At 66.7% G+C, this 24,541-nt stretch carries 26 protein-coding genes, 1 tRNA gene and 1 pseudogene; 14 read left to right on the top strand and 14 right to left on the bottom strand.

The genetic code is table 11. The features are described 5' to 3' along the window. Positions 1-122: 122 nt before the first annotated feature. The 4 genes from SLQ30_RS19155 to SLQ30_RS19170 are packed head-to-tail and all read right to left on the bottom strand — an operon-like array spanning position 123 to position 4,226. Positions 123-887 carry an enoyl-CoA hydratase/isomerase family protein gene (locus SLQ30_RS19155; protein WP_319447805.1) on the bottom strand — a complete coding sequence of 255 codons (765 nt, stop codon included), beginning with the start codon at positions 885-887 and terminating at the stop codon, positions 123-125. A gap of 30 nt (positions 888-917) precedes the next feature. Beyond that, positions 918-2,009 (bottom strand): acyl-CoA dehydrogenase family protein, encoded by a 1,092-nt coding sequence (locus SLQ30_RS19160; protein ID WP_319447804.1) that lies wholly within the window; start codon positions 2,007-2,009, stop codon positions 918-920. Then, positions 1,996-2,811 carry an acyl-CoA dehydrogenase family protein gene (locus SLQ30_RS19165; protein ID WP_319447803.1) on the bottom strand — a complete coding sequence of 272 codons (816 nt, stop codon included), beginning with the start codon at positions 2,809-2,811 and terminating at the stop codon, positions 1,996-1,998. The genes SLQ30_RS19160 and SLQ30_RS19165 overlap by 14 nt, the downstream gene beginning before the upstream one ends. Further along, entirely contained in the window at positions 2,811-4,226 is a 1,416-nt protein-coding gene (locus SLQ30_RS19170) for a class I adenylate-forming enzyme family protein (protein WP_319447802.1), read from the bottom strand. Before SLQ30_RS19170 ends, SLQ30_RS19165 begins: the two co-directional genes overlap by 1 nt. 115 nt (positions 4,227-4,341) lie before the next feature. Here SLQ30_RS19170 and SLQ30_RS19175 point away from each other — a divergent pair, with 115 nt between their 5' ends. Continuing rightward, complete coding sequence (locus SLQ30_RS19175) at positions 4,342-4,650, top strand: 2Fe-2S iron-sulfur cluster-binding protein (protein ID WP_319447801.1); 309 nt, start codon at positions 4,342-4,344, stop codon at positions 4,648-4,650. Here SLQ30_RS19175 and SLQ30_RS19180 read toward each other — a convergent pair. The 4 genes from SLQ30_RS19180 to SLQ30_RS19195 all read right to left on the bottom strand — a co-directional run bounded on the left by SLQ30_RS19180 (position 4,638) and on the right by SLQ30_RS19195 (position 8,722). After that, complete coding sequence (locus tag SLQ30_RS19180; RefSeq protein WP_319447800.1) at positions 4,638-5,690, bottom strand: CoA transferase; 1,053 nt, start codon at positions 5,688-5,690, stop codon at positions 4,638-4,640. The two genes, SLQ30_RS19175 and SLQ30_RS19180, sit on opposite strands and share 13 nt — an antisense overlap. Further along, on the bottom strand, positions 5,687-6,643 hold the full coding sequence (locus tag SLQ30_RS19185) for an LLM class F420-dependent oxidoreductase (RefSeq protein ID WP_319447799.1): 957 nt from the start codon (positions 6,641-6,643) through the stop codon (positions 5,687-5,689). The genes SLQ30_RS19180 and SLQ30_RS19185 overlap by 4 nt, the downstream gene beginning before the upstream one ends. Before the next feature lie 91 nt (positions 6,644-6,734). Continuing rightward, the gene (locus SLQ30_RS19190) at positions 6,735-7,133 is read right to left on the bottom strand and encodes a cobalamin B12-binding domain-containing protein (protein WP_319447798.1); all 399 of its coding nucleotides are present in this window, start codon (positions 7,131-7,133) and stop codon (positions 6,735-6,737) included. Next, the gene (locus tag SLQ30_RS19195) at positions 7,133-8,722 is read right to left on the bottom strand and encodes a methylmalonyl-CoA mutase family protein (protein ID WP_319447797.1); all 1,590 of its coding nucleotides are present in this window, start codon (positions 8,720-8,722) and stop codon (positions 7,133-7,135) included. Before SLQ30_RS19195 ends, SLQ30_RS19190 begins: the two co-directional genes overlap by 1 nt. A gap of 216 nt (positions 8,723-8,938) precedes the next feature. Here SLQ30_RS19195 and SLQ30_RS19200 point away from each other — a divergent pair, with 216 nt between their 5' ends. The 3 genes from SLQ30_RS19200 to SLQ30_RS19210 are packed head-to-tail and all read left to right on the top strand — an operon-like array spanning position 8,939 to position 11,567. Continuing rightward, entirely contained in the window at positions 8,939-9,769 is an 831-nt protein-coding gene (locus SLQ30_RS19200) for an NAD(P)-dependent oxidoreductase (RefSeq protein ID WP_319447796.1), read from the top strand. Next, positions 9,766-11,268: a fatty acid--CoA ligase family protein gene (locus SLQ30_RS19205; RefSeq protein WP_319447795.1), complete on the top strand. Its 1,503-nt coding sequence runs from the start codon at positions 9,766-9,768 to the stop codon at positions 11,266-11,268. The genes SLQ30_RS19200 and SLQ30_RS19205 overlap by 4 nt, the downstream gene beginning before the upstream one ends. Then, entirely contained in the window at positions 11,265-11,567 is a 303-nt protein-coding gene (locus SLQ30_RS19210) for a hypothetical protein (protein WP_319447794.1), read from the top strand. Before SLQ30_RS19205 ends, SLQ30_RS19210 begins: the two co-directional genes overlap by 4 nt. A gap of 18 nt (positions 11,568-11,585) precedes the next feature. Here the strand turns inward: SLQ30_RS19210 and SLQ30_RS19215 are convergent, their stop codons facing one another. After that, positions 11,586-12,230 (bottom strand): dihydrofolate reductase family protein, encoded by a 645-nt coding sequence (locus SLQ30_RS19215; protein ID WP_319447793.1) that lies wholly within the window; start codon positions 12,228-12,230, stop codon positions 11,586-11,588. Between the two features lie 124 nt (positions 12,231-12,354). Here SLQ30_RS19215 and SLQ30_RS19220 point away from each other — a divergent pair, with 124 nt between their 5' ends. Beyond that, entirely contained in the window at positions 12,355-13,008 is a 654-nt protein-coding gene (locus SLQ30_RS19220) for a DedA family protein (RefSeq protein ID WP_319447792.1), read from the top strand. Here the strand turns inward: SLQ30_RS19220 and SLQ30_RS19225 are convergent. Beyond that, positions 13,005-13,787 (bottom strand): FadR/GntR family transcriptional regulator, encoded by a 783-nt coding sequence (locus SLQ30_RS19225; protein ID WP_319447791.1) that lies wholly within the window; start codon positions 13,785-13,787, stop codon positions 13,005-13,007. The genes SLQ30_RS19220 and SLQ30_RS19225 overlap by 4 nt on opposite strands. Positions 13,788-13,833: 46 nt before the next feature. Here SLQ30_RS19225 and SLQ30_RS19230 point away from each other — a divergent pair, with 46 nt between their 5' ends. Genes SLQ30_RS19230 through SLQ30_RS19245 form a run of 4 tightly spaced genes read left to right on the top strand, consistent with a single transcriptional unit; the run spans position 13,834 to position 18,105 of the window. Then, on the top strand, positions 13,834-15,000 hold the full coding sequence (locus tag SLQ30_RS19230) for an acyl-CoA dehydrogenase family protein (protein ID WP_319447790.1): 1,167 nt from the start codon (positions 13,834-13,836) through the stop codon (positions 14,998-15,000). Next, on the top strand, positions 14,997-15,935 hold the full coding sequence (locus tag SLQ30_RS19235; protein ID WP_319447789.1) for an acyl-CoA dehydrogenase family protein: 939 nt from the start codon (positions 14,997-14,999) through the stop codon (positions 15,933-15,935). The genes SLQ30_RS19230 and SLQ30_RS19235 overlap by 4 nt, the downstream gene beginning before the upstream one ends. Continuing rightward, entirely contained in the window at positions 15,932-17,125 is a 1,194-nt protein-coding gene (locus SLQ30_RS19240) for an acyl-CoA dehydrogenase family protein (RefSeq protein ID WP_319447788.1), read from the top strand. The genes SLQ30_RS19235 and SLQ30_RS19240 overlap by 4 nt, the downstream gene beginning before the upstream one ends. Further along, a complete protein-coding gene (locus SLQ30_RS19245) occupies positions 17,125-18,105 on the top strand; it encodes an acyl-CoA dehydrogenase family protein (protein ID WP_319447787.1) in 981 nt (326 codons plus the stop codon). Before SLQ30_RS19240 ends, SLQ30_RS19245 begins: the two co-directional genes overlap by 1 nt. Before the next feature lie 7 nt (positions 18,106-18,112). Here the strand turns inward: SLQ30_RS19245 and SLQ30_RS19250 are convergent, their stop codons facing one another. The 3 genes and pseudogenes from SLQ30_RS19250 to SLQ30_RS19255 all read right to left on the bottom strand — a co-directional run bounded on the left by SLQ30_RS19250 (position 18,113) and on the right by SLQ30_RS19255 (position 20,462). Further along, positions 18,113-19,093: an N-acetylmuramoyl-L-alanine amidase gene (locus SLQ30_RS19250; RefSeq protein WP_413468095.1), complete on the bottom strand. Its 981-nt coding sequence runs from the start codon at positions 19,091-19,093 to the stop codon at positions 18,113-18,115. Between the two features lie 128 nt (positions 19,094-19,221). After that, positions 19,222-19,333 (bottom strand): annotated as a pseudogene (locus tag SLQ30_RS33140) (twin-arginine translocation signal domain-containing protein); the annotation flags it as partial. An 85-nt stretch (positions 19,334-19,418) separates the two neighbouring features. Further along, the gene (locus SLQ30_RS19255; protein WP_319447786.1) at positions 19,419-20,462 is read right to left on the bottom strand and encodes a GGDEF domain-containing protein; all 1,044 of its coding nucleotides are present in this window, start codon (positions 20,460-20,462) and stop codon (positions 19,419-19,421) included. Between the two features lie 260 nt (positions 20,463-20,722). Between SLQ30_RS19255 and SLQ30_RS19260 the strand changes: the two genes are divergently transcribed. From SLQ30_RS19260 to SLQ30_RS19270, 3 genes are all read left to right on the top strand, one after another. Next, positions 20,723-20,983, top strand: coding sequence for a hypothetical protein (locus SLQ30_RS19260; RefSeq protein WP_319447785.1), 261 nt, complete (start codon positions 20,723-20,725; stop codon positions 20,981-20,983). A gap of 64 nt (positions 20,984-21,047) precedes the next feature. Next, positions 21,048-22,673 carry an NAD(P)/FAD-dependent oxidoreductase gene (locus tag SLQ30_RS19265; RefSeq protein ID WP_319447784.1) on the top strand — a complete coding sequence of 542 codons (1,626 nt, stop codon included), beginning with the start codon at positions 21,048-21,050 and terminating at the stop codon, positions 22,671-22,673. A 30-nt stretch (positions 22,674-22,703) separates the two neighbouring features. Next, a complete protein-coding gene (locus tag SLQ30_RS19270; protein ID WP_319447783.1) occupies positions 22,704-23,558 on the top strand; it encodes an oxygenase MpaB family protein in 855 nt (284 codons plus the stop codon). 4 nt (positions 23,559-23,562) lie between these two features. Here the strand turns inward: SLQ30_RS19270 and SLQ30_RS19275 are convergent. After that, positions 23,563-23,646 (bottom strand) — tRNA-Leu (locus tag SLQ30_RS19275). Positions 23,647-23,766: 120 nt separating this feature from the next. Between SLQ30_RS19275 and SLQ30_RS19280 the strand changes: the two genes are divergently transcribed. Both SLQ30_RS19280 and SLQ30_RS19285 read left to right on the top strand, forming a co-directional pair. Next, entirely contained in the window at positions 23,767-24,147 is a 381-nt protein-coding gene (locus SLQ30_RS19280; protein WP_319447782.1) for a hypothetical protein, read from the top strand. Then, complete coding sequence (locus tag SLQ30_RS19285; protein WP_319447781.1) at positions 24,144-24,524, top strand: DUF3817 domain-containing protein; 381 nt, start codon at positions 24,144-24,146, stop codon at positions 24,522-24,524. The genes SLQ30_RS19280 and SLQ30_RS19285 overlap by 4 nt, the downstream gene beginning before the upstream one ends. The last annotated feature ends 17 nt before the right edge of the window (positions 24,525-24,541 follow it).

Consider the following 24,541-nt stretch of genomic DNA (forward strand, 5'->3'; position numbering starts at 1 on the left):
CCCTCGAAAGTGATTGCAGTATCGGTCTTTCGACGCTAACTGCGAATCAGCTACGAGTTACCCGTTTGAATCGGCGTGAAAAGAACGACGCGACCTCGCGGGGGTGAGCGGCGGGGGTGGGGTCAGCTCTTGGAGATCAGCCCGTCCACGATCTTGTTGAAGTCGGCGGTCCCGAAGGACACGTACTCCGCAAGATTCGCGTAATCCAACGACGCCATGACCGACTTCTCGAGTTGGATGTTCATCAATCGCTTGGTGGCTTCGACCGCCTGTTGGGGCAGCGTCAGCAGCTTGTTGGCGCACGCGATGGCCTCGGCCAGCGGATCCTCGACGACGTGGTTGGCCAGCCCCAATTCGACGGCCCGCTGAGCTTTGATGCGCACCCCGGTCAGCGCGAACTCTTTGGCCTGCAACAAGCTGATCTGCGAGCCCCACACCAGCGGCCCACCATCGGCGGCCACCAGGCCGATCGACACGTGCGGGTCGGCGAAGAACGCGGTCTCGGCGATGTAGACGATGTCCGAGAGTGCGGCCAGGCTGCAGCCGAGTCCGACGGCCGGACCGTTGACGGCGGCCACCACCGGGATGCGGCACCGCACCATGCCGATGACGAGGTCGCGACCATGCTTGATCGTCTTCTGACGCAGAGCTTCGTCGTTACGCAATTCGTCGAGGTAGTTGAAGTCACCGCCGGCGGAGAACGCCCGGCCAGCCCCGGTGATCACTGCCGCCCGCGCTCCGGGGTCCTCGTTCAGGGCATCCCAGATCTTGGCCAGCCCGACGTGCAGGTTGTCGTTGACCGCGTTGAGCTCGTCGGGGCGGTTGAGCGTGATAATGCGCAGGTCGCCCTCGGCCTTGACGTCGATTTCCGCTGGCATGTCGTACATTTCAGATCCTTCTGCTCTTCGCGCAGGCGCTCATCGCCCGCCCAATCCCAAAATCCGCTGCGCAATGATGTTCTTCTGAATCTGGCTGGTACCGCCCATCACGCTCTGCGCGCGGCTGTACATGTACGCCCCGAACAACTCGGGATCCTTGGTGCCGAGCGTAGCCAGCGTCGCGTGTCCTACGGACTGCTCGACCCACGTCATCAGCAGCTTGTCCAACGAACCCTGAGGCCCGTGCGTGATGCCGTCAAGCTGCTCGGACAGCCGCCTACGCACGTGTAGTCGCAGCATCTCCGTTTGCACCCACGCCCACGACAACTCATCGGGTGCAGGACCGTCGACGCGACCGGCCAACTGGCGCACCAGCTTTCCGTAGCGAGCCGAGAAGCCCAGCGTCGACGGTTCGCGCTCATGGCTGACCACCGTCATCGCGAGCTTCCAACCGTCACCAGGCGCACCGACCATGTTCTCGACCGGAACGCGGGCGCCGTCGAACTCGACCTGACCGAACTCCTTCGTGACGCCGCTGATCATCTTCAGCGGGCGCTGCACGATGCCCGGTTGATGCATCGAGATGATGAACGCCGAGATGCCCTTGTGTTTCGGGACGTCCTTGTCCGTGCGCGCCAGCACCAGACACCAGTCGGCGACGTCGGAGTAGCTTGTCCAGATCTTGTGTCCGTGAATGACCCATTCGTCCCCGTCGCGGGTGGCGGTGGTGGTCAACGACGCAAGGTCCGAACCGGCACCGGGCTCGCTGAACCCCTGGCACCAACGCTCGGTGCCGTTGATCATGCCCGGCAAAAAGCGTTGCCGCAGTTCCTCATCGCCGTGATGACTCAGGCCGACGACGAGGTAACCCAACCCGGGTCGGGCAGGCGCACCGGCCTTCGCGATCTCCTCGTCCACGATGACGTCATACACGGGCGGCAACTCCTGGCCGCCATAGGCCTTCGGCCACGAGGTGCCGAAGAAGCCGGCCTCGTACAGCGCGACGTGCCACTCACCGGCCTTGGCCCAGTACTCGTCACCCGAGGTCGGGAACTTGCCCTTCTGTTCGGTCAGCCAGCCGCGCAGCTTGTCCCGAAACGCGGCTTCCTCCGGGGAATCACGAAAGTCCAATGCTCAACTCCTCCAGCTTCACCGGCCACCGCTCCGTGGCGGCCAGCACCCGGCGCAGGTACACGTGCGCGAGGCATTCCCATGTGTTGCCGATCCCACCGTGTACCTGAATCGACGTCTCACAGACGGTCAGTGCCGAACGCGCACAGTAGATCTTGGCCACTCGGGCGGCCTCGACGGCTTCCTTGACGGGGAGCTCGTCGACGGCCCACGCGGCATGGCGCAGCACGCTGACACAGCCCTCGATCAAGGCCAGACTCTCGGCCAGCAAGTGCCCGACGGCTTGGTAGGACCCGATGGTCGCACCGTACTGTTCGCGCACCTTCGCGTACTCCGTAGCCAGCGCGAGCGTGCCGCGGGCCGAACCGACCAGCTCCGCAGTCGTTGCAGTCAGCGCCAGCGCGTACCAGCGGCTCGCGTCCTCGTCGCCGAGCTCAGCAAGTTCAGCCAGCGACTCGACCACTCCCGCAAGGCTTCTCGTCAGATCCACGGTCTCGGGCTCCGACGTCGGCGCAGGCACGGCACGCCCGAGTCGGCGCGCGAGATCGTCGACGAGCACCGGGCCGGTGAACGGCACGTCTACCAGTCCGCGAGCGAATTCCTCTGCGACGATGGCGACTTCGACTCCGGACGCTTCGTCCGAGCGCAGCGCGCGCCAGCCAGTCGCATCGACCGTCTTCTCCAGCCGGGCGATGCGGCCGTCGTCGTCCAGGTCGGCAACCGACCCAGGTCCGAGGTCAGACGCCAACCGCGCGGCGGCGTCCCGCAATTCCCGTTGTTCGGCGGTCAGACGGACGTCCACTAGAGTGCTCTGCTCTTCGCGCAGGCGCTCATCACTTGCTCCTTCAACACTCGACGTAACACCTTTCCAGAAGGGAGCCTTGGGATCTCCTCGACGAATGCGACCTGGCGAGGACGCTTGTAGGACGCAAGCCGATCGCCTACCAGCGCGATCAGTTCGGCCTCGTCGACGGGGCCCACGCGGGCGACGGCTGCGATGATCGCCTCGCCGTCGGCCGCATCGGGCACGCCGAACACTGCACAGTCAGCCACCGCCGGATGTCCGTGGAGCACCGCCTCGACCTCGGCGGGCGCCACTTGGAAGCCACGTACCTTGATCATCTCCTTGGACCGGTCGGTGATCCGCAGATAGCCATCGGCGTCGAGGTTTCCAACGTCGCCGGTGCAGTAGTACCCGTCGTTGAACACCTCGGCCGTCGCGTCGTCGGGCAGATAGCCGGTCATCACCGAGTCCGAGCGCACCTGGATTTCGCCGTCCGCGCCTGGCCCGACCGGTCGGCCGTCCTCGAGCGACGCGATCCGCACGTCCACCCCGGGCACTGGGCGACCCACGGTATCCAGCCTCGCATCATCGATCGGGCAACACGCGATGACGGGCAATTCACTTGCCCCGTAAGCAGTTACCCAACGCACGCCTGCCCGTCGGGTGACCGTTTCCGCGACGGTCTGCGCAACGGGCGTCGCGCACCACATGACGTAGCGCAGTGACGACAGGTCGTAGGACTCCAGCGTGGGGTGCGCGGCCAGCGCCAGCGCGATGGGCGCGACGGCCATCTCGACGGTGATGCGGTCCGACTCGACGTGACGCAGCATCGTGTCGATGTCGAACCTGGGATGCAGCCGGATCCATGCTCCGGCGTCAAGTGCGGTCGCGATGTTCAGCAGCCCGAGGATGTGCGAGGGCGGCGTCATGATCTGCATGCGGTCGGTCGAGGACAGCTCCAGTGCGGCCCGCCAGTGGGCGACTGCCACCGCGAAGGCGCGATGGGTGTGCCTGGCCGCCTTCGGCAGGCCCGTCGTACCGGAACTGAAGACGAACAGCGCGTCTGCGTCGGGGTCCGGCGCCGCGAACTCGCGGGCGCTGGGCGTAATCGGTTCGTCCAGGTGCAGCATGGGCATCGCTTCGGCGAGCACTGGATGGTCACCGACGGCGTGGCTGGGTTTGGTCACCGCGAGGGCGTGCTCGACTTCGCCCCGCTTCCATGCCGAGCTCAGCAGGACGACGGCGGCGCCCACGTTCCAGGTTGCGCGCAGCGCGATGACGAACTCGGGGCGGTTGGACGACATCAGCGCGATGCGGTCTCCGGGCCGCACTCCGCGCTGCTCGAGCGAGGTCGCCATACCGCTGGTCAGTGCGTCGAGTTCAGCCAGGGTGTACTGCCGATCGGCGTACGCGAGCCGGACGGGATCAGTCACGTCTCGACCCCTCCTGGCTGCTCAGACTGCCCTACGATGCATGTTGAGAATACCCTATCGATAATGGAGAATAGTATTCTCGTACAGACAGAATCTCAATGCCAGGAGCAGCCCGATGACCGCAGCCCCCGTACCGACCGAAGCGGCCGGTGGCGAGGTGACGATCCTCCTCGACCGAAAGAAGACGACGGTCCCGCGCAGGCCCGGCGAAACCCTGCTCGAGACAGCGCGACGGGCAGGCCTGACCCCGCCGTTCTCCTGTGAAGCCGGCAACTGTGGCACCTGCATGGCCAAACTCACCGAGGGCAGCGCCAAGATGCGGGTCAACGATGCACTCGACGACGACGAGGTCGCAGACGGCTATGTGCTGACGTGTCAGGCCGTGCCGGATGAGGAGAACGTCACCGTCGACTACGAGGAGTGAGGGTCGCGCGCGTACTCGTCGAGTTGCGGCGCCGCGCGATATGACGGTTGGTAGCCCGCGATCTTGATGGGGCTGCCGATCAAGCGTTGATCGCCTGCAGTGACGATCGCCTCCGGCGTCGCCTCAAGGGCCTCGGGCAGTGACCGGACCGCCGCCGCGGGAATGCCGAGCGGACGCAGTCGCGCCTCCCAACCCGCCGCGGAGTCGGTGGACAGCTTCGCCGCGACCAGGTCGAGCACTTCGGTACGGCGCGCGGCGCGCTCGGCCATGGTCTCGAACCCGTCGATGCCTGCCTCCCCCGCGAAGGATCGCCAGAAGCCGTCATGCGTGATGAACAGCGCCAGGTAGCCGTCAGCCGTCGAAAACAACTGCGCGGGAACGTAGTACGAGTGGGCGCCGAATGGATGCCGCTTCGGCTCGGTGCCGTCGTTGAGGTATGCCGACGCTCGGTAATTCAGCTGCGACAGCATGACGTCGCTCAGCGATACCTCGACCTGGCCGCCCCGTCCCGAGACGATCTGCGCAAGCAACCCCAGCGCCGCCGTCAGTCCGGTGGAGTTGTCGGCCGATGAGTATCCAGGCAGCGTTGGCGGGCCGGCGGGGTCGCCCGTCATCGCGGCAACGCCGGTGGCAGCCTGAACCACGTAGTCGAACGACGGATCGTCGCCCCCGTCGAGCCCGTAGCCCGTCAGCGCCACGCACACGATCTTCTCGTTGTGAATCCGCAAGGCCTCGTAGGTGAGCCCGAGCTTGCGGATGACCGACGGCTTCATGTTCACCAGCAGCGCATGGGAATTCGCGACGAGCTCTCCGAGCCTGCGTTGCCCGGCTTCGGAGTTCAGGTCCAGACACAGACTGCGCTTGTTGCGGTTCAGGCTGGCGAAGTAGCTGTCGGCGACCTGGCGGGAGATCTCGCCGGTCGGCGGCTCGATTTTGATGACCTCGGCGCCGAGATCGGCCAGCAGCATCGTGGCGTACGGGCCGGCCAGCATGACGCCGACCTCGAGGATGCGGATGCCTGCAAGTGGGCCCTCGCTCATCGCAGGCGCCTACCGAGCTCCGCGATCACCTCGCGCGTGCGGTACTTGGACGCGATGAGTTCGTCACGGGTATCCCCGATGGGCAGCAACCGCACGGACAGATCGGTCACGCCTGCATCGGCAAACTGCTTGAACCGCGCCAGGATCGAGTCCTCATCACCCGCCGCACACAGGTCGCCGACGCTGCGCGCATCGCCGCGGTCCAGCAGCTTCTGGTAGTTGGGCGAGGTCTCGGCTTCGGCCAGGATCCGGTTCGCCCGATCCTTGGCCGCGTCGATCTCGGAGTTGGCGCATACGCACACCGGGATGCCTGCGACGATGCGCGGCGCAGGCCGGCCCGCCTCGGCGGCGGCCTTGTTGAGCTTCGGCGCGATGTGGTCGCCGATGGCCTTCTCGTCGGCCATCCAGAGCACCGTCCCGTCGGCGCGCTCGCCTGCGATCTGCAGCATCACCGGACCGAGCGCGGCAACGAGCACCGGCATCGGCGGCTCAGCGCCCAGCACGGTGGGGTTGTGCACGGTGAACGTGTCGTTCTCCACGTCGACGTCACCGGGCCCGCCGAGCGCGGCGTTGAGCACCTCGAGGTAGTCGCGGGTGTATCCGGCAGGCTTCTCGTAAGGCAGCCCGAGCATGTCGCGGACGATCCAGTGGTGCGAAGGGCCGACGCCGAGCGCCAAGCGCCCACCCGACATCGCGTGCACCGAAAGTGCTTGGCGAGCAAGCGCAATGGGATGCTGCGCCTGAAGCGGAACCACTGCCGTGCCGAGTTCGATGCGCGAGGTGTGCGCCGCCATCAGCGCCACCATGGTGAGACAGTCGAAGTCGTTGGGCACCTGCGGCATCCAGGCGGTGTCCATGCCGGCCGACTCGGCCCACTCGATGTCGGACACCAACTTCGAAACCTTGCGCGCCATGTCGCCGCGCTCGGCCCCGATCATCACGCCTAACCTCATGCGCACTCCAGTCGCTTAATCGCCGAGCGTGCAGCCACTGCGAGAAAACCGTCGAATCCTCGCAGTGGACTCACGTTCGGTGAACCCGGGGTCACTCCCCCACCTTCTCGGTCAGCGCGCGGACGTCGCGGACAAGGGTGTCCAGCGGCGTACCGGTCGGGAACACCGCAGCGGCGCCCGCATCCAACAACTTCTGCACGTCGGACTCGGGGATGGTGCCACCGACGACGACGGCGATGTCCCCGGCGTCGGCGGCCCGCAGTCCGTCCACCACCCGAGCCGTCAGCCCCAGATGCGCGCCGGAGAGTATCGAAAGCCCCACCAGGGCAACGTCTTCCTGCAACGCAATCGACACGATGTCCTCGATGCGCTGACGGATACCGGTGTAGATGACCTCGAAGCCCGCATCGCGCAGGGTGCGCGCGACGATCTTGGCACCGCGGTCATGTCCATCGAGGCCCGGCTTGGCCACCAATACGCGCGTCGCCATCAGAACACCACCGGTTGCTGGAACTCGCCCCATACCGACTTCAGCGTCGACACCATCTCGCCCACGGTGCAGTACGCTCCTGCGCAGTCGATCAGCTTGTGCATGAGATTGTCATCGCCCTCCGCCGCTTTCGACAGGGCTGCCAAAGCCTCTTTAACAGCCACGTCACTGCGTTCGGCCTTCACCTTGGCCAGTCGCTTCAGCTGAAGGTCGCGCCCCTGGGCGTCTAGCTCGTAGGTGGCGATGTCGGGTGGCGGCTCGTCGGTGACGAACCTGTTCACGCCGACGACGGGCCGTTCCCCGGATTCCACCTCGTGGTGGATCTTGAACGCCTCGTCGGCAATCAGGCCCTGGAGGTAGCCGTCCTCGATGCAGCGCACCATGCCGCCGTGCTTCTCGAGGTCGTCCATGATCTCGATGATTTTGGCCTCGGTGGCATCGGTGAGCGCTTCGACGAAGTACGAACCGCCAAGCGGATCAGCCACCTTCGTCACGCCCGTCTCGTAGGCGAGGATCTGCTGGGTACGCAGCGCCAGCGTGGCCGACTCCTCACTGGGCAGGGCGAACGGCTCGTCCCACGCAGCGGTGAACATCGACTGAACGCCGCCGAGCACCGCGGCCAACGACTCGTAGGCCACCCGGACGAGGTTGTTCTGGGCCTGCGGCGCGTACAGCGACGCACCTCCCGCCACGCAGCCGAAGCGGAACATCGACGCCTTGTCGGTGGTGGCGCCGTAGCGTTCGCGCACGATGGTCGCCCACCGGCGGCGGCCGGCCCGATACTTCGCGATCTCCTCGAAGAAGTCGCCGTGCGTGTAGAAGAAGAACGAGATCTGCGGGGCGAACTTGTCGATGCTCATGCGGCCGCGTTCGACGACGGTGTCGCAGTAGGTGACGCCGTCGGCGAGGGTGAACGCCATTTCCTGCACCGCGTTGGCACCGGCGTCACGGAAATGCGCACCGGCCACCGAGATGGCATTGAACCGCGGCACCTCAGCGGCGCAGAACTCGATGGTGTCCGCGATCAGCCGAAGCGACGGCTCCGGCGGCCAGATCCAGGTGCCGCGCGACGCGTACTCCTTGAGGATGTCGTTCTGGATGGTGCCGGTCAGCTTCTCGCGCGGCACACCCTTCTTCTCGGCGGCGGCGACGTAGAACGCCAGCAGGATCGCGGCAGTGCCGTTGATGGTGAAGCTGGTGCTGATCTTGTCCAACGGGATGCCGTCGAAGAGCACCTCGGCGTCGGCCAGGGTGTCGACGGCGACCCCGACGCGGCCGACCTCCTCGCCGTACTCGATGTCGTCGGAGTCGTAGCCGCACTGGGTGGGCAGGTCGAGTGCGACCGACAGCCCGGTGCCGCCCTGGCCGAGCAGATACCGATACCGCTGGTTGGACTCCTCAGCGGTGCCGAATCCCGAATACTGCCGGAAGGTCCACGTCTTGCCGCGATAGCCGGACGCAAAGTTGCCACGGGTGAACGGGTACTCGCCCGGTGCAGGCGGGTCCCCCGCGCGGTCACCCGGGCCGTACACAGGCTCCAGCGGGAGCCCAGACGGGGTCTCTACGCGGGGTATGGCTTGGTCACTCATCGAGGGATAACGTACTTGCTAAAAATGAGAATGCCAATACCGCCGGGCGGAAATGGCGGACGGGCACGGCCTGCCGTAGCCGGTCAGCGGGCTGATGGCTGCGCAGCTCATTACACCTAGCCAGGCCACCCCCGCAGTATGGGAGCATGAGACTTGCAGAAAATGAGAACGTCCCTACCATTCGGCTACCATCGACGCCACTGACCTAGGAGGCTCATGTCCCAGCACCCGCTCGCCAACCGCACCCTGGTGGTGTCGGGCGGTAGCCGTGGCATCGGCCTGGCCATCGCGCTCGGCGCAGCCAGGCTCGGCGCCAACGCCGTCCTGCTCGCCAAGACCAGCGAGCCACACCCGAAGCTGCCCGGCACCGTGCACACCGCGGTCGCCGAGGTCGAAGCCGCCGGGGGCAAGGGGCTAGCCGTGGTCGGCGACGTCCGCAAGGAAGAGGACGTGCAGCGCGCGGTCGACGCGGCCGTCGAGCGCTTCGGCGGAATCGACATCGTCGTGAACAACGCCAGCGCCATCGCGACCGATCCGACCGAGCAGCTGTCGGCCAAGAAGTTCGACCTCATGATGGACATCAACGTGCGCGGCACGTTCTTGCTCACCAAGGCAGCCCTGCCCCACCTGCGTGAGTCGTCGAACGCACACGTCATCACCCTCGCGCCGCCGCTGAACATGAATCCCCACTGGCTCGGGGCGCACCCGTCCTACACCTTGTCCAAGTACGGGATGACGCTGTTGTCCCTGGGCTGGGCCGCGGAATATGCCGACGCCGGAATCGGATTCAGCTGCCTGTGGCCCGAGACCTACATCGCGACGTCGGCGGTCACCAACTTGGCCGCGGGCGGCGACCTCGTACAAAGGTCGCGCAGCACCGACATCATGGCCGACGCTGCGGCACAGATCCTGACCCGGCCCGCCGCGGAGGCCAACGGAAAGACCTACATCGACTCCGACGTCCTGATCGCGGCAGGGGTCACCGACCTGTCGCGCTATGGAGGTGGCGACGACCCGATGTGGGATATCTTCGTGGACAAATCATGAGTATCTCGCTGCTGCTGGAGATGGCGTCCGCCAACCCGGACCGGACGGCCATCGTGTCTGGCGAGCTGCGGCTCACGGCAGGCGAACTGAGCACACTGGCCGACGGCGGCGCAGGCGTCATCGCCGCGTCCGGCGCACAGCACGTCGCGTATGTCGGCACCGGTGGAGCGATGCTCCCGCTGCTGCTGTTCTCGTCCGCCCGCGCCGACGTAGCGTTCACGCCGCTGAACTACCGATTGAGCACCGACGGCTTGCGCGCCTTGATCGACCGATTGCCCGACCCGCTTGTCGTCGTCGACGACGAGTATCGGGACGCCGTCGGTGACGGCTACCGGGTGCTCGGGTCGCGTGAGTTCATCGAGGCGGCACGAGTAATCGAACCCGCCCCTGACATTCCAGCATTCGCCGATCCCGACGCGGTGGCGGTGGTGCTGTTCACCTCCGGCACCACCTCTGCGCCGAAAGCCGTTGAGCTGACGCACAACAACCTCACCAGTTACATCACCGGCACGGTCGAGTTCGACTCCGCCGATCCGGGTGACGCGGCGCTGATCTGCGTTCCGCCGTACCACATAGCCGGGCTCTCGGCCGCCATGTCGAACCTGTATGCAGGTCGAAAGATGGTCTACCTGACCAGTTTCGACGCGGCCGAGTGGGTGCGCCTCATCGAAGCCGAAGGTGTCACCTCGGCCACCGTGGTACCGACGATGCTCGACCGCATCGTCGCGGTGCTCGAGACTGCCGGGACCGCGCTGCCGACGTTGCGCACACTGGCCTACGGCGGGTCGAAAGTGGCGCTACCTCTGGTGCGCAAGGCCCTGTCGCTGCTGCCCGATGTCGGTTTCGTCAACGCGTACGGGCTCACCGAGACCAGTTCCACCATCGCCGTGCTCACCCCCGACGATCATCGGGTCGCGCTGAGCGCGGACGACGAGGCCGTCACCCGCAGACTCGGATCCGTGGGCCAGCCGGTGCCGAGCATCGAGGTACAGATCCGCGCCGACGACGGAAAGGTGCTCGGCCCGAACGAAACCGGTGAGCTCTTCGTCCGCGGCGAACAGGTGTCCGGCAAGTACACCGGCATCGGCTCGGTGCTCGACGCCGAGGGCTGGTTCCCCACCAAGGACGTCGCGTTCCTCGACGACGAGGGTTACCTCTTCATCGGCGGCCGCTCGGACGACACCATCATCCGGGGCGGCGAGAACATCGCCCCCGCCGAGATCGAGGACGTGCTCGTCGAGCACCCGCACGTGCACGACTGCGCGGTCGTCGGCGCCGAGGACCCCGAGTGGGGCCAGATCATCGTCGCGGTCGTCGTGCCCGCCGCGGGCACCGAACCCGACCCCGAGGACCTCCGCAGCTTCGTGCGCGCGCAGTTGCGCGGATCCCGCACCCCCGACCAGGTGGTGTTCCGCACCGAACTCCCCACCAACGCGACCGGCAAGGTGCTGCGCCGCGAACTCGTCAGCGAGCTGAACGCCACGAAGGAGCCAGCATGATCAAGAACGGGACCCGCCTGCAGAGCCAGGTCTGCGACACCCAGGTCATCGTGGTGCGCAGCGCGGACAGCCTCGACGACCTGCGGGCCGGCGGCGCGCCGATGGTGCCCGTCGGCACCGATCCGGACGCCAGCCTGGCGCTGGACGACGCCTTCTCCGGCGGCACCCTGATGGGCAAGCGCTACGTCGACGACGCGGGCGCCGAGGTGTTGGTAACCAAGGCCGGCAAGGGCTCGCTGTCCGTCGGATCGACGCCGCTGGAGATCAAGGAAGCCAAGCCGCTGCCTGCCAGCGACTGACGCCTGCGCACCGCCTCGTCATCGCCGCCAGAACAAGTGGTGGGTCACCCCGCTCGGGCTGGGCACGACGTCACAGTGAAATCGATCGTGTAGCTCGTCTGGCGACTCCCACAGGCGCGATCCGGCTCCGAGCTCCAACGGGGAGACCGCCACGTGGAGGGCGTCGACGAGGTTGGCGTCGAGGAACTGTCGGATGACGGTCGCCCCGCCACCCAGCCTGACGTCCTTGCCCTCGGCGGCGCTCTTGGCCTGCTCGGCGACTGCGGCGGGATCGTCGTCGACGAAGTGGAACGTGGTGTCGGACAAGGTGAACGACGGACGCACATGGTGGGTCATGACGAACACCGGGGTGTGGAACGGTGGCTCGTCGCCCCACCAGCCCTGCCATTCGTGGTCACGCCAAGGACCTCGCTGCGGGCCGAACTTGTTGCGGCCCATGATCTCCGCCCCGATATTGTTGGCGAAGTCGCGGGTGAGGTAGTCGTCGAGGCCGCGAGTCCCGCCGGGGTCGGTCCGATTGGGCCAGCTGGCAGTGGCTCCCGCCCACGCGAACATCTCAGCGGGCTCGGCGTGACCGAACGGGCGCTCGAAACTCTGGTTCTCACCGGCGCCGAAACCGTCCCGCGAGACGTTGAAGTTCTGGACTCGGAGCATCTGGGCCATTCGTTCCTCCTGGTTCGCCGACTAATGATGATTGGACTTGATGATTGGACTTCGCGCGCCGACGGAACTCATCGCGACCCATCCCAGTACCCACACCGCCGAATCCATCAGGCATTCTTAGCGCGTGAACGTGGAATCCCTGCTGCAGACCATTCCGCCGTGGGCGGTGTATCTCGTGGTCGGTGTAATCATCGGCTTGGAGAGCCTGGGCATTCCGTTACCCGGCGAGATCGCGCTCGTCGCCGCTGCGTTGCTGGCCTCGCGCCACACCCTGGACATCAGCCCGGTGGGCGTCGGCGCCGCGGCCACCATCGGGGCCATCGTCGGCGACACCATCGGGTACAGCATCGGCCACCGCTATGGCATGGGGCTGTTCGAACGTCTGGGTAGGCGATTCCCGAAGCACTTCGGCACCGGCCACGTTGCCTTGGCGAAGCAGATCTTCTCCCGGTGGGGCGTGTGGGCGGTGTTCTTCGGCCGGTTCATCGCGCTGCTGCGCATCTTCGCGGGACCACTCGCGGGCGCCCTGAAGATGCCATATCGACACTTCTTGGCCGCCAACGCAACTGGGGCAGTGTTCTGGGCGGGCGGCACCACCGCCGTCGTCTACTACCTCGGGCTCGCCGCCGAGAAGTGGTTGTCCCGGTTCTCCTGGATCGCCCTCGTCGTCGCCGTGGTGATCGGCGTGATCTTCACGCTGGTGATGAGGGAACGCACCGCCCACGCAATCGCCAAGTTGGAGGGCGAACACGATTGGGACACACTGCGAGAGGCCTAGCCGGCGCCCCACCCGGCCCGCGCAGGCGCGGCGTTGACGACATCGTCGGTGAACCGTTCGAGTAAGAGGCCCTGCGTAGCGGCCAAGTGACGGCGGGCGATGCGCTCGGCTTCCTCGGCTCGCCCTGCGGCGATTTCGTCGACGAGCCTGCGGTGCGTCCGCACCGCGGCTCTGGCGTCGGTCGCGGACGGGTACTCCCCGCGCCTGGTGACCGCCGCAGCCCACTGCTGTTCCTGCGCCGACCACAGCGCGACGAGACTGCGCACCACGTGCCGGATGGTGTCGTTGGGCGTGAAAACGACAACCAGGTCGTGGAATTCGCGCGCGATGCGGGTGAAGGTGACGCCATCGGACACCGCTTCGGCGGCCGCGTCGACGTTTGCGATGAGCGCTGGGACGACGGCCGTCATGCGGTCGGCGCGGCGGGCCACCTCACCGGCGCACAGCGGTTCGAGCTGCCGCAGCCCCTCGGCGAGATCGCCGAGTGTCACGCCTGCGCCCTGTAACACCAGGCCGAGGTGATAGGCGCCCGAGGACTGATCCGGCCGGTGCACCTCGGCGCCGCCGACGCTGCCGCGGCGTACCGTCACCAGCCCCTCGGTCTCCAGGATGCGCAGCGCTTCGCGCACGGACGGATAGCTGACGCCAAACTCCTTAACCAGCTGGTCCTGCGTGGGCAGCCGGTCGAAGCCAGCTCCGAGAATGCGCTGGCGCAATTCCGCGGCGACCGTCTCGGCGATGCGACGCTGTGGCACGCGTCCGCCAGGCACCGCATTCATGAATCAATACTAGCAATCCTTATAAGGATTGTTCTAGGATCGGGTGGTGGACTTCGAGTTGGGAAGAGCGGCCACCGCGCTGCGCCAGGAGCTTCGTGAACTGGTGAAGGCGAACGTGCCCGACGAATTTCTCGGGGCCTTCACCGACGACCCGGCCGACCTCGAGTTGGCCCAGTCGTTCTGTCGGCTGCTCGCCGAGCAGGGCCTGCTGTGCATGTCGTGGCCGGAGGAGTTCGGCGGCCGCGCGTCGTCGGCGTGGGAGCAGACCGTCGTGCGCGAGGAGATGTGGGCCCACCACGAGCCGCGCGGCGCGCAGTACATGGGCGTGAATTGGGTCGGGCCGACGATCATGCGCCACGGCACGCCCGAGCAACAGCGCAAGCACCTACCGCCCATCGCGCGCGGTGAGGTGATCTGGTGTCAGGGCTTCAGCGAACCGGAGGCGGGGTCGGACCTCGCGTCGCTTCGCACCACGGCTACCCCCGACGACGACGGTTGGCTCATCAACGGCCAGAAGATCTGGACGTCCTACGCGACGATGGCGCAGTGGTGCTTCCTGCTGGCGCGAACCACCAAGGTGGGACAGGGTGCAACTCAAAGAAAACAACAAGGCCTGACGATCTTCCTGGTGCCGATGGACGATCCCGCCATCACCGTGCGCCCGATCCGCTGCATGATGGGGCCGCACCACCTCAACGAGGTCTTCTTCGACGACCTTCGCGTCACCGAGGCCGACGTACTCGGCACCGTCGATGACGGCTGGTCCATCGTGGCCGACGTGCTGTCGTTCGAGCGGCTGGGCATCGCCCGCTACGCGCGCTGTGAACGGTTGCTGCACATGGCTACCGCCGTGCTCGGAGCGCGGTGGGACGACCTACCGGCGGAACTGCGTGGGCGCTGGGCCCGCATGCTCGTGCACTGTCGGCGGGCACGGCTGCTGGCCTACCGGCTGGTGTCGCTGCAAAGCGAGGGCAGGGTTACGCCCACCGACGTCGCCGCGTACCGGATCGCGGTCACCAAGCTCGACCAGGACAGCGCGGAGGTGCTCATGGAACTCGCGGCCGAGTTACCCGACGCCGAAACCGATGCTGGAGCATTGTTTCGCCGCGAGGTGGAGGACCACTGGCGCTACTCCCAGGCCGCGACGGTCTCGTCGGGCAGCATCGAGATGCAGCGCATCCTGCTGTCACGCTCGATGTTGGCGGCACGATGATCACCGAGTTCTCCGCCGAAGCCAAGGAGTATGGACAGCAAGCCCTTCGGGCGTTCGAGGCGGCCGGCGGCGACGATCTGATACAGCGCGCCGAAGCCGACCCGGCAGCACGGGAGGCGCTGACGGGCAAGGTGCTGGCCGAGCTCGGCGCGTGGGAGCTCGAACCGCGCAGTGACACCGACTCGCTCGAGGCCGCGGCGGTGCTGTGCCGCAGCGCGGGTTATTGGGCATTGCCCTACCCCGTCGCCGAGCGGCTGTCCCGGCCGGCCGACACGGCTGCCGACGGGTTGGTCGTCGTCGCCGACACCCGACCGGCAGCGGCCATCAGCGGTATCGACATCGACTGGGCCGCAGTCACCTTGGATGGACGGCGTAGCACGGTATCGGGTCTGGCCAGCGCCGGGCCTGCGTTCGTCTCACAACTCGAGCTAGCGCCGCTCGACCAGAGCGGTGGTCCCGACCTCGCGCTCGCCCTGGTACTGCCCTGCTGGACATTGCTCGGCATGCTCGACCGGGCGCTGGCACTCACCATCGCTCACGTCCAGTCCCGCCACCAGTTCGGGCAGCCGCTGTCGGGGTTCCAAAGCGTGCAATTCCAGCTGACCGACGGCGAGGTCGAGCGCGCAGGACTCGAGATGCTCGCCAAATACGCGTTGTGGAGCGTCGGCCAAGATCGCCCCGAAGCCATCGACGACGCGCTCGCGCTGCGGATGGCCGCGCTTGAGGCGGCCGAAGTGGTGTTCCGAGTCACCCATCAGCTGCACGGTGCCGTCGGTTTCTGCAACGAGACCACTCTGTCTTGGCTGTCGCGTTACAGTCAGCCGTTGCGCCGCTTGCCGTTTGGACTATCCGCCACCCGGGACGTCCTCACGCGACGCATCGGCCACAATGGCCTCACCGGATTGTTCAGCACCGACCGAGCGACCGTTTCGTGAGCGACGACCTCGCCGAGTTCCGGGCTCGGGTGCGGCAGTGGTGTACCGATCACGTGCCCGCCGACTGGCGCACCGCGCAGACTTCAGTGAGCGACGCCGAGTTCGCCGCGTTCCAGAAGGCGTGGTTCGCCGAACTCCACGCGGCCGGATTCGCGGTGCCGCACTGGCCCCGGGAGTGGGGCGGCGGCATGTCGGTCGGCGAGCAGATCGTGCTGTATCAGGAACTGGCCGCCGCCGACGCGCCGCGACTCGTATTGGCGTTCGTGGGGATTCACCACGCCGCGTCCACGCTGCTGGTCGCTGGCACCGACGAGCAGCGCCAGCGGCATCTGCCCGCCATCCTCGACGGCGAGCTCTGGGTGCAGGGGTTCTCGGAGCCGGAGGCCGGCTCGGACCTGGCGTCACTGCGCACCACGGCCCACCGCGACGGCGACACGTTCATCGTCAACGGCCAGAAGCTGTGGGCCAGTGGTGGCGCGCATGCCGATTGGTGTCTGCTGCTGGCCCGGACCGACCCCGATGCGCCCAAGCGCAAGGGCATCTCCTACTTCCTGCTGGACATGACGACACCGGGCATCGACGTGCGCCCGATCCGCAACGCCGTCGGTGACTCGCACTTCTGTGAGGTGTTCCTCAACGATGTCCCGATTCCCGCCGCCAACCTGATCGGCGCCGAAAACCATGGCTGGCAGGTGGCCCAGGAGACGCTGGGCGCCGAGCGGGGCATGACGATGCTCGAGTTGGCCGAGCGGCTCGGCAACGCCGGATTCGGTTGGCTGGTCGATGAATGCGCCCGATCGCGGCCCGACGGGACGCGCCCGCTCGACGACGGCGTGGTGCGAGACCGGCTGGCGCAGTTCGAAATCGAGTTGGCCGGGCTGCGTGGACTGTGCCGCAAGGTGGTCGAGGGCCACGACAGCGGTTCGGTCGGCCCCGCCGACCCCTCGATCGTCAAGCTGTTCTACAGCGAACTGCTGCAACGGATGACCGACTTCGGTGTGGAGGTCGGCGGCTTGCCCGCCCACACTGTGCTGACCAAGTCGACGTCGAGCGGCTGGGAGTCAGGCGCGTGGGCCCTGGACTTCATCGGGTCGTGGGAGTGGACGATTCCCGGCGGGGCGAGCGAGATCCAGCGCACCATCATCGGCGAGCGGGGTCTGGGCCTGCCTCGGGAACCGGCGAGCGCGTGATGTCGGAAATGCAGGAGTTCCACGACGAACTGCGGGCCGTCGCCCGCGAGCAACTCGACAAGGCCGGCGACGAGGTTCAGTGGCGACAGGTCGCGGACGCCGGTTGGGCGGGCCTCGAAGTCCCCGAACAACTCGGCGGGGCAGGCGCCTCGTTCGCGGAGACGGCCATCGTGCTCGAGGAGCTTGGCCGCGCTGCGGTCCGGAGCCGTTATCTCGGCCACGCGCTTGCGGTCGGTGCGTTGACTGCGCTGTCGCCCAGCGATTCTCGCGATGCACTGCTGGAGCGCGTCGGCGCTGGAGCCCCTGCCGCGTTCGCGTCGGGGTTCACCGTGTCTGGCGGACTCGTCTCGGGCCGCGCCGAGTTCGTACCGGATGCCGAGGGCGCCGACACCGTCCTGCTGCTGGCCGACGACGGCGGCGCACCCGTCATCGTCAGTTCGCCCAATCTGACCGTCGTGGCCCAGCCGGTGCTCGACGAGAGCCGCAGGTTGGCGATCGTCACTGCCGACGGCGCGGCGGTGTCGCAGGCCTGGCCGTTGCCGGTCGATCCCTCGGCATTGCATGACCGGGCCGCCGTCGCGGTGGCGTGCGACAGCCTCGGGGTTGCTGAGGCGATGCTTTCTGCGACAGTCGATTACGTCAAGGTGCGACAGCAGTTCGGGCGCCCCATCGGCTCGTTTCAAGCGGTCAAGCACGCGTGCGCCGACATGCTGGTCCAGACGTCCGTCGCGCGGCACCTGGTGAACGCGGCCGTAGCACGAGTGGCCGAAGGGTCCGACGCGACGATCGCGGTGGCGATGGCGAAATCGTATGCCTGCGGCGCAGCTGTCGAGGTGGTCGGCAAGGCGATGCAGTTGCATGGCGGCATCGGCTACACCTGGGAGAGCGGCGTCCACGCCTACCTCAAGAGGGCAATGCTGAACCGTGCGCTCTTCGGCTCGCCCGCCGCACACCGGCAACGGCTCGCCGCACGATACTGAACACCCGCTACGCGGTCCGGTCACGGGCCGGCGAGAACCGCTCCAGTTGTGCCGGCGGGCCGCCCGGGGGCGGCGCAGGCACGATCGCCGGGACCCCGTCCATCACGCTGGTGACCTCGGAGGTCTGCCGGTCGACGTTGAGGGTGCCGTGCTGGAAGTTCTGCACGATCCACTCCGGTTCTTGGAGTTGGCCGCTGGTCGGCAGTCCGAGCCTGCCGCGTTCATATCCCAGCGTCGCCCAGGCGTCGTAGATCGCTCCGCTGACCGCCTGCGCTCCCGTGGGCGGCGACCAGTAGACGGCCCCTTTCTCGAACACGGCGTAGCGGGTCGAGCCGTCGGCCTGCGCCTCCGGTGACATAGGCGAGCCGAGCGGGCCGCTCTTACCGCCGAGGGCCTGCCACCGCGCGTCGATGGCGCCTCCCCTCAGCATCTCGGACACGTCCTGGTCGTTGGGCGGTTGGTTGAACCGGGCGGCGATGTCGCGGATGCGGTCCAGGAATGCGTACCCCGCGTTGCCCGGGCGCTCGGTGGCACCGACGTCGCGGTGCGCGAAGATGGTGGGCAACTTCGGCGTCGCCCCCGCGGGGAAACGGGTATCTGGGCCGCCCGCCGACCTCAGCATGGTCGCGGCCTTCGGATCGACGCCTGCGAGCGCAAGCCGCCAGCCCAACAATTGGCCGACGGCTCGAAGTTGCACCGGCGGCGGCGGCTCCTTGTCGAAGTTGCCGATCATGCACACCGCCCACGTGTCGGTGTTGAAACCTCCGGTGTGACTACCGAGTACGGGCTTGGTGATGCCACCGAACCTGCCTTCGAACACCTGGCCGTACCTGTCCACCAGGGCGTTGTAGGCGATGTCACCCCAGCCCAAATCGCGGGTGTGATACGTGTAGATCGAACGGACGATGGCCGCCGAATCCTGCGGCGCATAGTCATTTCCGGTGGCGGAGTGGTGGACGACCCCCGCCAGCACGGCGTCGTCGTACACTGGGCCGCCGCGTCGCAGCGATTCGTCCGCCCCCCAGCGTGCACGTCCGATTATGCTGACCGGTTGATCCAAACCCGGTGCCGCGGACGAGAATACGGTGTCGGCGAGCGCTTGACCGGTGGGGCCGAACCCGTTCGACGAAGCACCCAAACCCAGTACGATCGGCGCGGCCACAGCGTATTTCAGCACGTCGCGACGCGACACGGAGCCCTGAGGTCCGGATGAGCATCGACAACGCACGGCGACAACGTAACTCGCGATGGGCCGACCAAAGGGTTGACGCGCGGGCCACACAGCTATTCACAGCTCCGACACAGCGAAGCTGTCAGTTCACCCCGAGCGCCTCGGGCACCGCACCCGCCGGACGGTAACTCACGGCGCGAGCGCCACCGGCCCGTTTGGCCTCGTACATGGCAGCGTCGGCATGACGCAGCAGATCGTCGATGTCGAAGTGCGGATCGGCGGTGCTATTCGACGCGATGCCGACGCTCGCCGTTGCGGCGACCACGTCGACGTCCACCCGGGTCATCGACGCCAGCCTGCTCAACACGTCGTCTACCGGGCGCTCGTCCGCACCGAACGCGACGAGAACGAGTTCGTCACCACCGATCCGCGCGGTGATCTCATCTTGCCGGGCAACGGCTTTCAGCTGTTGCGCCATCGCGATCAGTGCGGCATCGCCCGCGGCGTGGCCCTGCCCATCGTTGAGTTGTTTGAAGCTGTCGATATCGCACACCGCCATGACGACCGTCGCGGGAGGCGTCCGACCGGCCAGTGTCGCTTCGACGGCGGCGTACATCCCGCGCCGGTTACGCAGACCGGTCAGCGGATCGTAGAGTGCCCAACGGGCGGTCCTGCTGATCGCGAGCCGTCCGGCGGTGATCAGCCCGAGACCGCCGCCGAGCGGCACTACAACGACCCACGTCACGGCCGGGATGATGTAGATGAACAACTGGAATAGGTCGGCCCCATCGAACAACGTGGCCCGGCCCACGATGCCGCCGATCGTCGCCGCACCGAAAGCGCAGTGCACCGCGAGAATTCGCCCACCGAGCAGGAACCCCGCGAACACGCCGACCAATCCGAGGTACAAGGTCGCGCACAACCGTGATTCCGGGGTCGACATGGTGACGGCGACAACCGCCAGCGCGCAGTCTGCCCAAATGACGAAGCCCACCGCTCGGGCATGGTCCGGCCACGGGCCAAACCACCAGCGCAACGCGACCAGCACGCTCGACAACATGACCACAATCTGCGCAGTGCGGGCGGCTACGCCGCTCGGGCCATCCGGATGAAATTGAACGATGGCACCAATGACGACCAAGGCCAGGCAGGAAGCGGCCACCATCCGCGCAAACAATCGCATCATGCGGCCTTCACGCAACGCAGCGGTCGCGAAACGGTATTCGCTGCGTCCCCAACCGGAACCGACTCTTAGCAACATAAGTCCATCACCTTAGCCGGTACGCTTCTGCGCGCGAGCTAACTTTTGCCGTAGACGCTGTCGCGCGCTCGGCGCACCTTTTCACAGGTAGTCGGCCGACAACTGATAGCCGCGCCATAGGAAGAAAGTCGTGACGGAGCCGTGCTCGAAACGTGACTGCCGTCGTTCAAAGTCTTCAGGGTGACGTGAGTGCCCCAGCGCACTGGTACCCGAGTCGGGAGCAAACACCGGTACCACCGGTGGCGTGCGCCCACCCGCGGATAGGAGTGAAGCCCTTGTACGCCAACAAGAAATTGCAGCCCCGGACCGCACGCATCGCGCTGTTGCTGATCTGTCATCCCGTGCGCACCCGACGCTATCGGGCCAGAAACGAGCGGCTCGTCACCGCTGCCGAATTGGCGCAGCTCGCGATGACCGAAGGACGGCGAGCAGGCCGCCAATACTGATAACCCTGGTGCATACTGTAGCCCTTTCGATAGGGTGGGCTCACTAGCTCCAAGGGAGGACTTCATGGCTGTCGACCACGACACCCGGTTCGACGCGGTGATCATCGGGGCGGGCTTCTCCGGCCTGTACATGCTGCACGAGCTACGCCGCCGCGGCCTGCGCACCTGTGTGTTGGAGAAGGCCGACGACATCGGCGGCACCTGGTTGTTCAACCGCTATCCGGGGGCGCGTTGCGACATCGAGAGCATCGAGTACTCGTACAGCTTCTCCGACGAGATTCAGCAGGAGTGGGTCTGGACGGAGTCGATGCCAGCCCAACCTGAGATCGAGGCCTATCTCCAGTTCGTCGCCGATCGGTTGGACCTGCGCCGCGACATCCGTCTGCAAACCCACGTCGTCACGATGACGTTCGACGAGGATGCCTCCGAATGGCTGCTCGAAACCGAGTGGGGCGAGACCTACGTCGCACCCTTCGTCGTCGCGGCGTCGGGCATCCTCTCGGTGCCACTGGAACCCGACATCGGAGGCATGGATGCGTTCACCGGCCCGTCGCTGTACACCAGCCGTTGGCCCGCAGCGGGTTTCGACTTCACCGGTAAGCGCGTCGGCGTCATCGGAACCGGCTCCACGGGTGTGCAGATGATCCCGGTGGTCGCCAAGGAGGCCACACAACTGACAGTGTTCCAGCGCTCCCCCGCCTACACCTTGCCGTGGGAGGTGCGTCCGTTCGAGCCAGGCGAGCTCGACGAGCTCAAGGCGAACTACGGCGAAATCCGGGCCGCTCAAAGGGAACACCCCGTCGGCGCCGCGCGGCTGTCAGCCTTCTCAGTGCTGATCAACATGCTCAGCCGCCCGCCGATCAAGACGTCGTCGCGCGCGGACCAACTGCGCGCCATCTCCGAGCACGGCGTGATGGGCGCGCTCGACTGGGGTGACATCTTCTTCGACATCGAAGCCAACCAGATGGCCACCACGCTGTACGGCGAGGCGATCGCCCGCATCGTCGAAGACCCTGCGACCGCAGCGGCATTGGTGCCGAGTCACCCGTTCGGATGCAAGCGTCCGATCATCGACCAGGGCTACTACCAGACCTACAACCGCGACAACGTCACCCTGGTCGACTTGCGCAAGGGGCCGATCACCTCGGTGACGCCGACGGGGATCCAAACCGAGCAGGGCTTCCACGAACTCGACGTCATCGTCTATGCCACCGGCTTCGACGCGATGACGGGCGCGCTGACGCGCATCGACGTACGCGGTCGCGACGGTGTGCTGCTTAGGGACTACTGGGCGACCGAGGGGCCGATCTCCTACCTCGGGCTGGCGGTGGCCGGCTTCCCGAATCTGTTCACGGTGCAAGGCCCCGGTGCTCCGGCCGCCGCCACCAATTTCGTGGCCGCACTCGAGCAACATGTCGAGTGGATCGCCGCGTGCCTGACGTACCTGCGCGCCAACGGACACCGCACCATCGAGGCGCTGCCCTCGGCGCAGAGCGAATGGATCGATCACACCGCGGCACTGGTCGCCCCGACGGTGCTCGTTCATCCGTCCTGCAATTCCTGGTACAACGGCGGCAACGTGCCGGGCAAGAAGCGGTTGTACATGGGTTACGTGGGAGGCATCCCGGAGTACCGACGGCAATGCGACGAGATCGCCGCAGGCGGCTACTCGGGCTTCAAGCTGGGTTGACGCCGCGCGCCGCCGCGTAGTGTCGGTGACGTGGCGCTACCAGGATTGACCACCGTTCGCGACGGCTTGGGTCAGCGGTTGTTCGGACTGGTCGCCGGCCCCGACGGCCCGGCCAATCGCGCCCGAATTCACGAAACACCCGGTCCCCGTTGGTTCGCCGAAGACCGTCCGATCCGGCGGGTGCACGCCGACGCGTCGATGTTCGTCGGCGGGTTGCGCGCGCTGCTGTTGCAGTCGCTGCATCCGTTGGCGATGGCGGGTGTGGCCGAGCACTCCGACTACCGCGGGGATCCGTGGGGACGGCTGCAGCGCACGAGCACGTTTCTTGCGGTCACCACGTTCGGCCCGGCCGAGGATGCCCAGCGCGCCGTCGACAAGGTGCGCGGAATCCATCGGCGGGTACACGGGACGGCGCCAGACGGACGACCCTACGAAGCCTCCGACCCGCACCTGCTGGAATGGGTGCACATCGCCGAAGTCGACAGTTTCCTTCTCGCGCACCAGCTTTACGGGGCCGCTCCGCTCGATCAGGAGGGCCGCGACGGCTATGTCGCCGATACGGCCAGAGTCGCCGCCGCGCTCGGGGTGATCGATCCGCCCCGCACCCATCGGGAGTTGAAGGAGCGGATCGCCGCGTACCGGCCCGAGCTGAGCAGCACCCCGGCCGCACGCGAGGCTGCGAAGTTCCTGCTGCTGACTCCCCCGCTACCAATGCTTGCCAGGCCGCCGTATGCGGTGCTCGCCGCCACCTCGGTAGCCATGCTGCCTGCGTGGGCGCGGCTGCCGCTGCGGCTGCCCTACCTGCCGCCGGTGGAGGCCACTGCGGTGCGACTGGCCGGGCGGACCCTGGTCGGTGGCATCAGATGGGCGCTCAACCGGGGTTGAAGAGTGCGGGCGGTGGGACTCGAACCCACACGTCCATAAGGACAATGGCACCTAAAGCCATCACGTATGCCAATTTCGTCACGCCCGCAAGCGACTCGATGGTACCGGGTTGGGGGTGCCGGGTGCGGTCCGCAGGAGAGTTCGACGAAGTTCAACGCCCAACTTGACGAGTTCGTCGGGCCCAAGGACCGCGCGGTACCGTGGACGAATGTCCACTACACGGCGTAGGAGGCCCGCGCTCATCGCGCTGGTGTGCCTCGGCGCCGTGGGCTGCCTGGTGCTGGCCTGGTGGCAGTGGACGCGCTACGAGTCCACGTCCGGCAGCTTCCAGAATCTCGGCTACGCCCTGCAGTGGCCGATGTTCGCCGGGTTCTGCTTCTACGCCTACTACAAGTTCGTCCGCTACGAAGAGGCCCCGCCGCCGAAGGCCAGCGGGGACCAACTCACCGAACTTCCGGACGGCCTGCTCCCCGAACGGCCCAAGGCCGCCCTGCACACCGAAGACGACGCTGAAATGCGCGACTACAACTCCTATCTCGCCGAACTGGCCAAGGCCGACGCCAACAATGACGACAGGACCTCGAAATGAGCAGCCCGGATCCCGAAGCCCCCGCCGGCGCGCCGCAAGCCGACGACCCGTCGCCGCAGGTTCCCAAGGAGTCGCTCCGCAAGGCGCTGCTCGGCTACCGCGTCATGGCGTGGACGACGGGTATCTGGCTGATCGCGCTGTGCTACGAAATGGTGCTGAAGTACATCGTCAAGGTCGACGATCCGCCGAGCTGGATCGGCATCGTCCACGGTTGGGTGTACTTCGTGTACCTGCTCTTCACCGCCAACCTCGCCGTGAAGGTGCGCTGGCCCATCGCCAAGACCATTGGCGTGCTGCTGGCAGGCACCATCCCGCTGCTCGGCATCATCGTCGAGCACTTTCAGACCAAGCAGCTCAAGGCCATCCATGACCTCTGAACGGCAACATCGAGTCG

The sequence above is a fragment of the Mycobacterium sp. RTGN4 genome (assembly GCF_033804635.1).
GTDB lineage: Bacteria > Actinomycetota > Actinomycetes > Mycobacteriales > Mycobacteriaceae > Mycobacterium.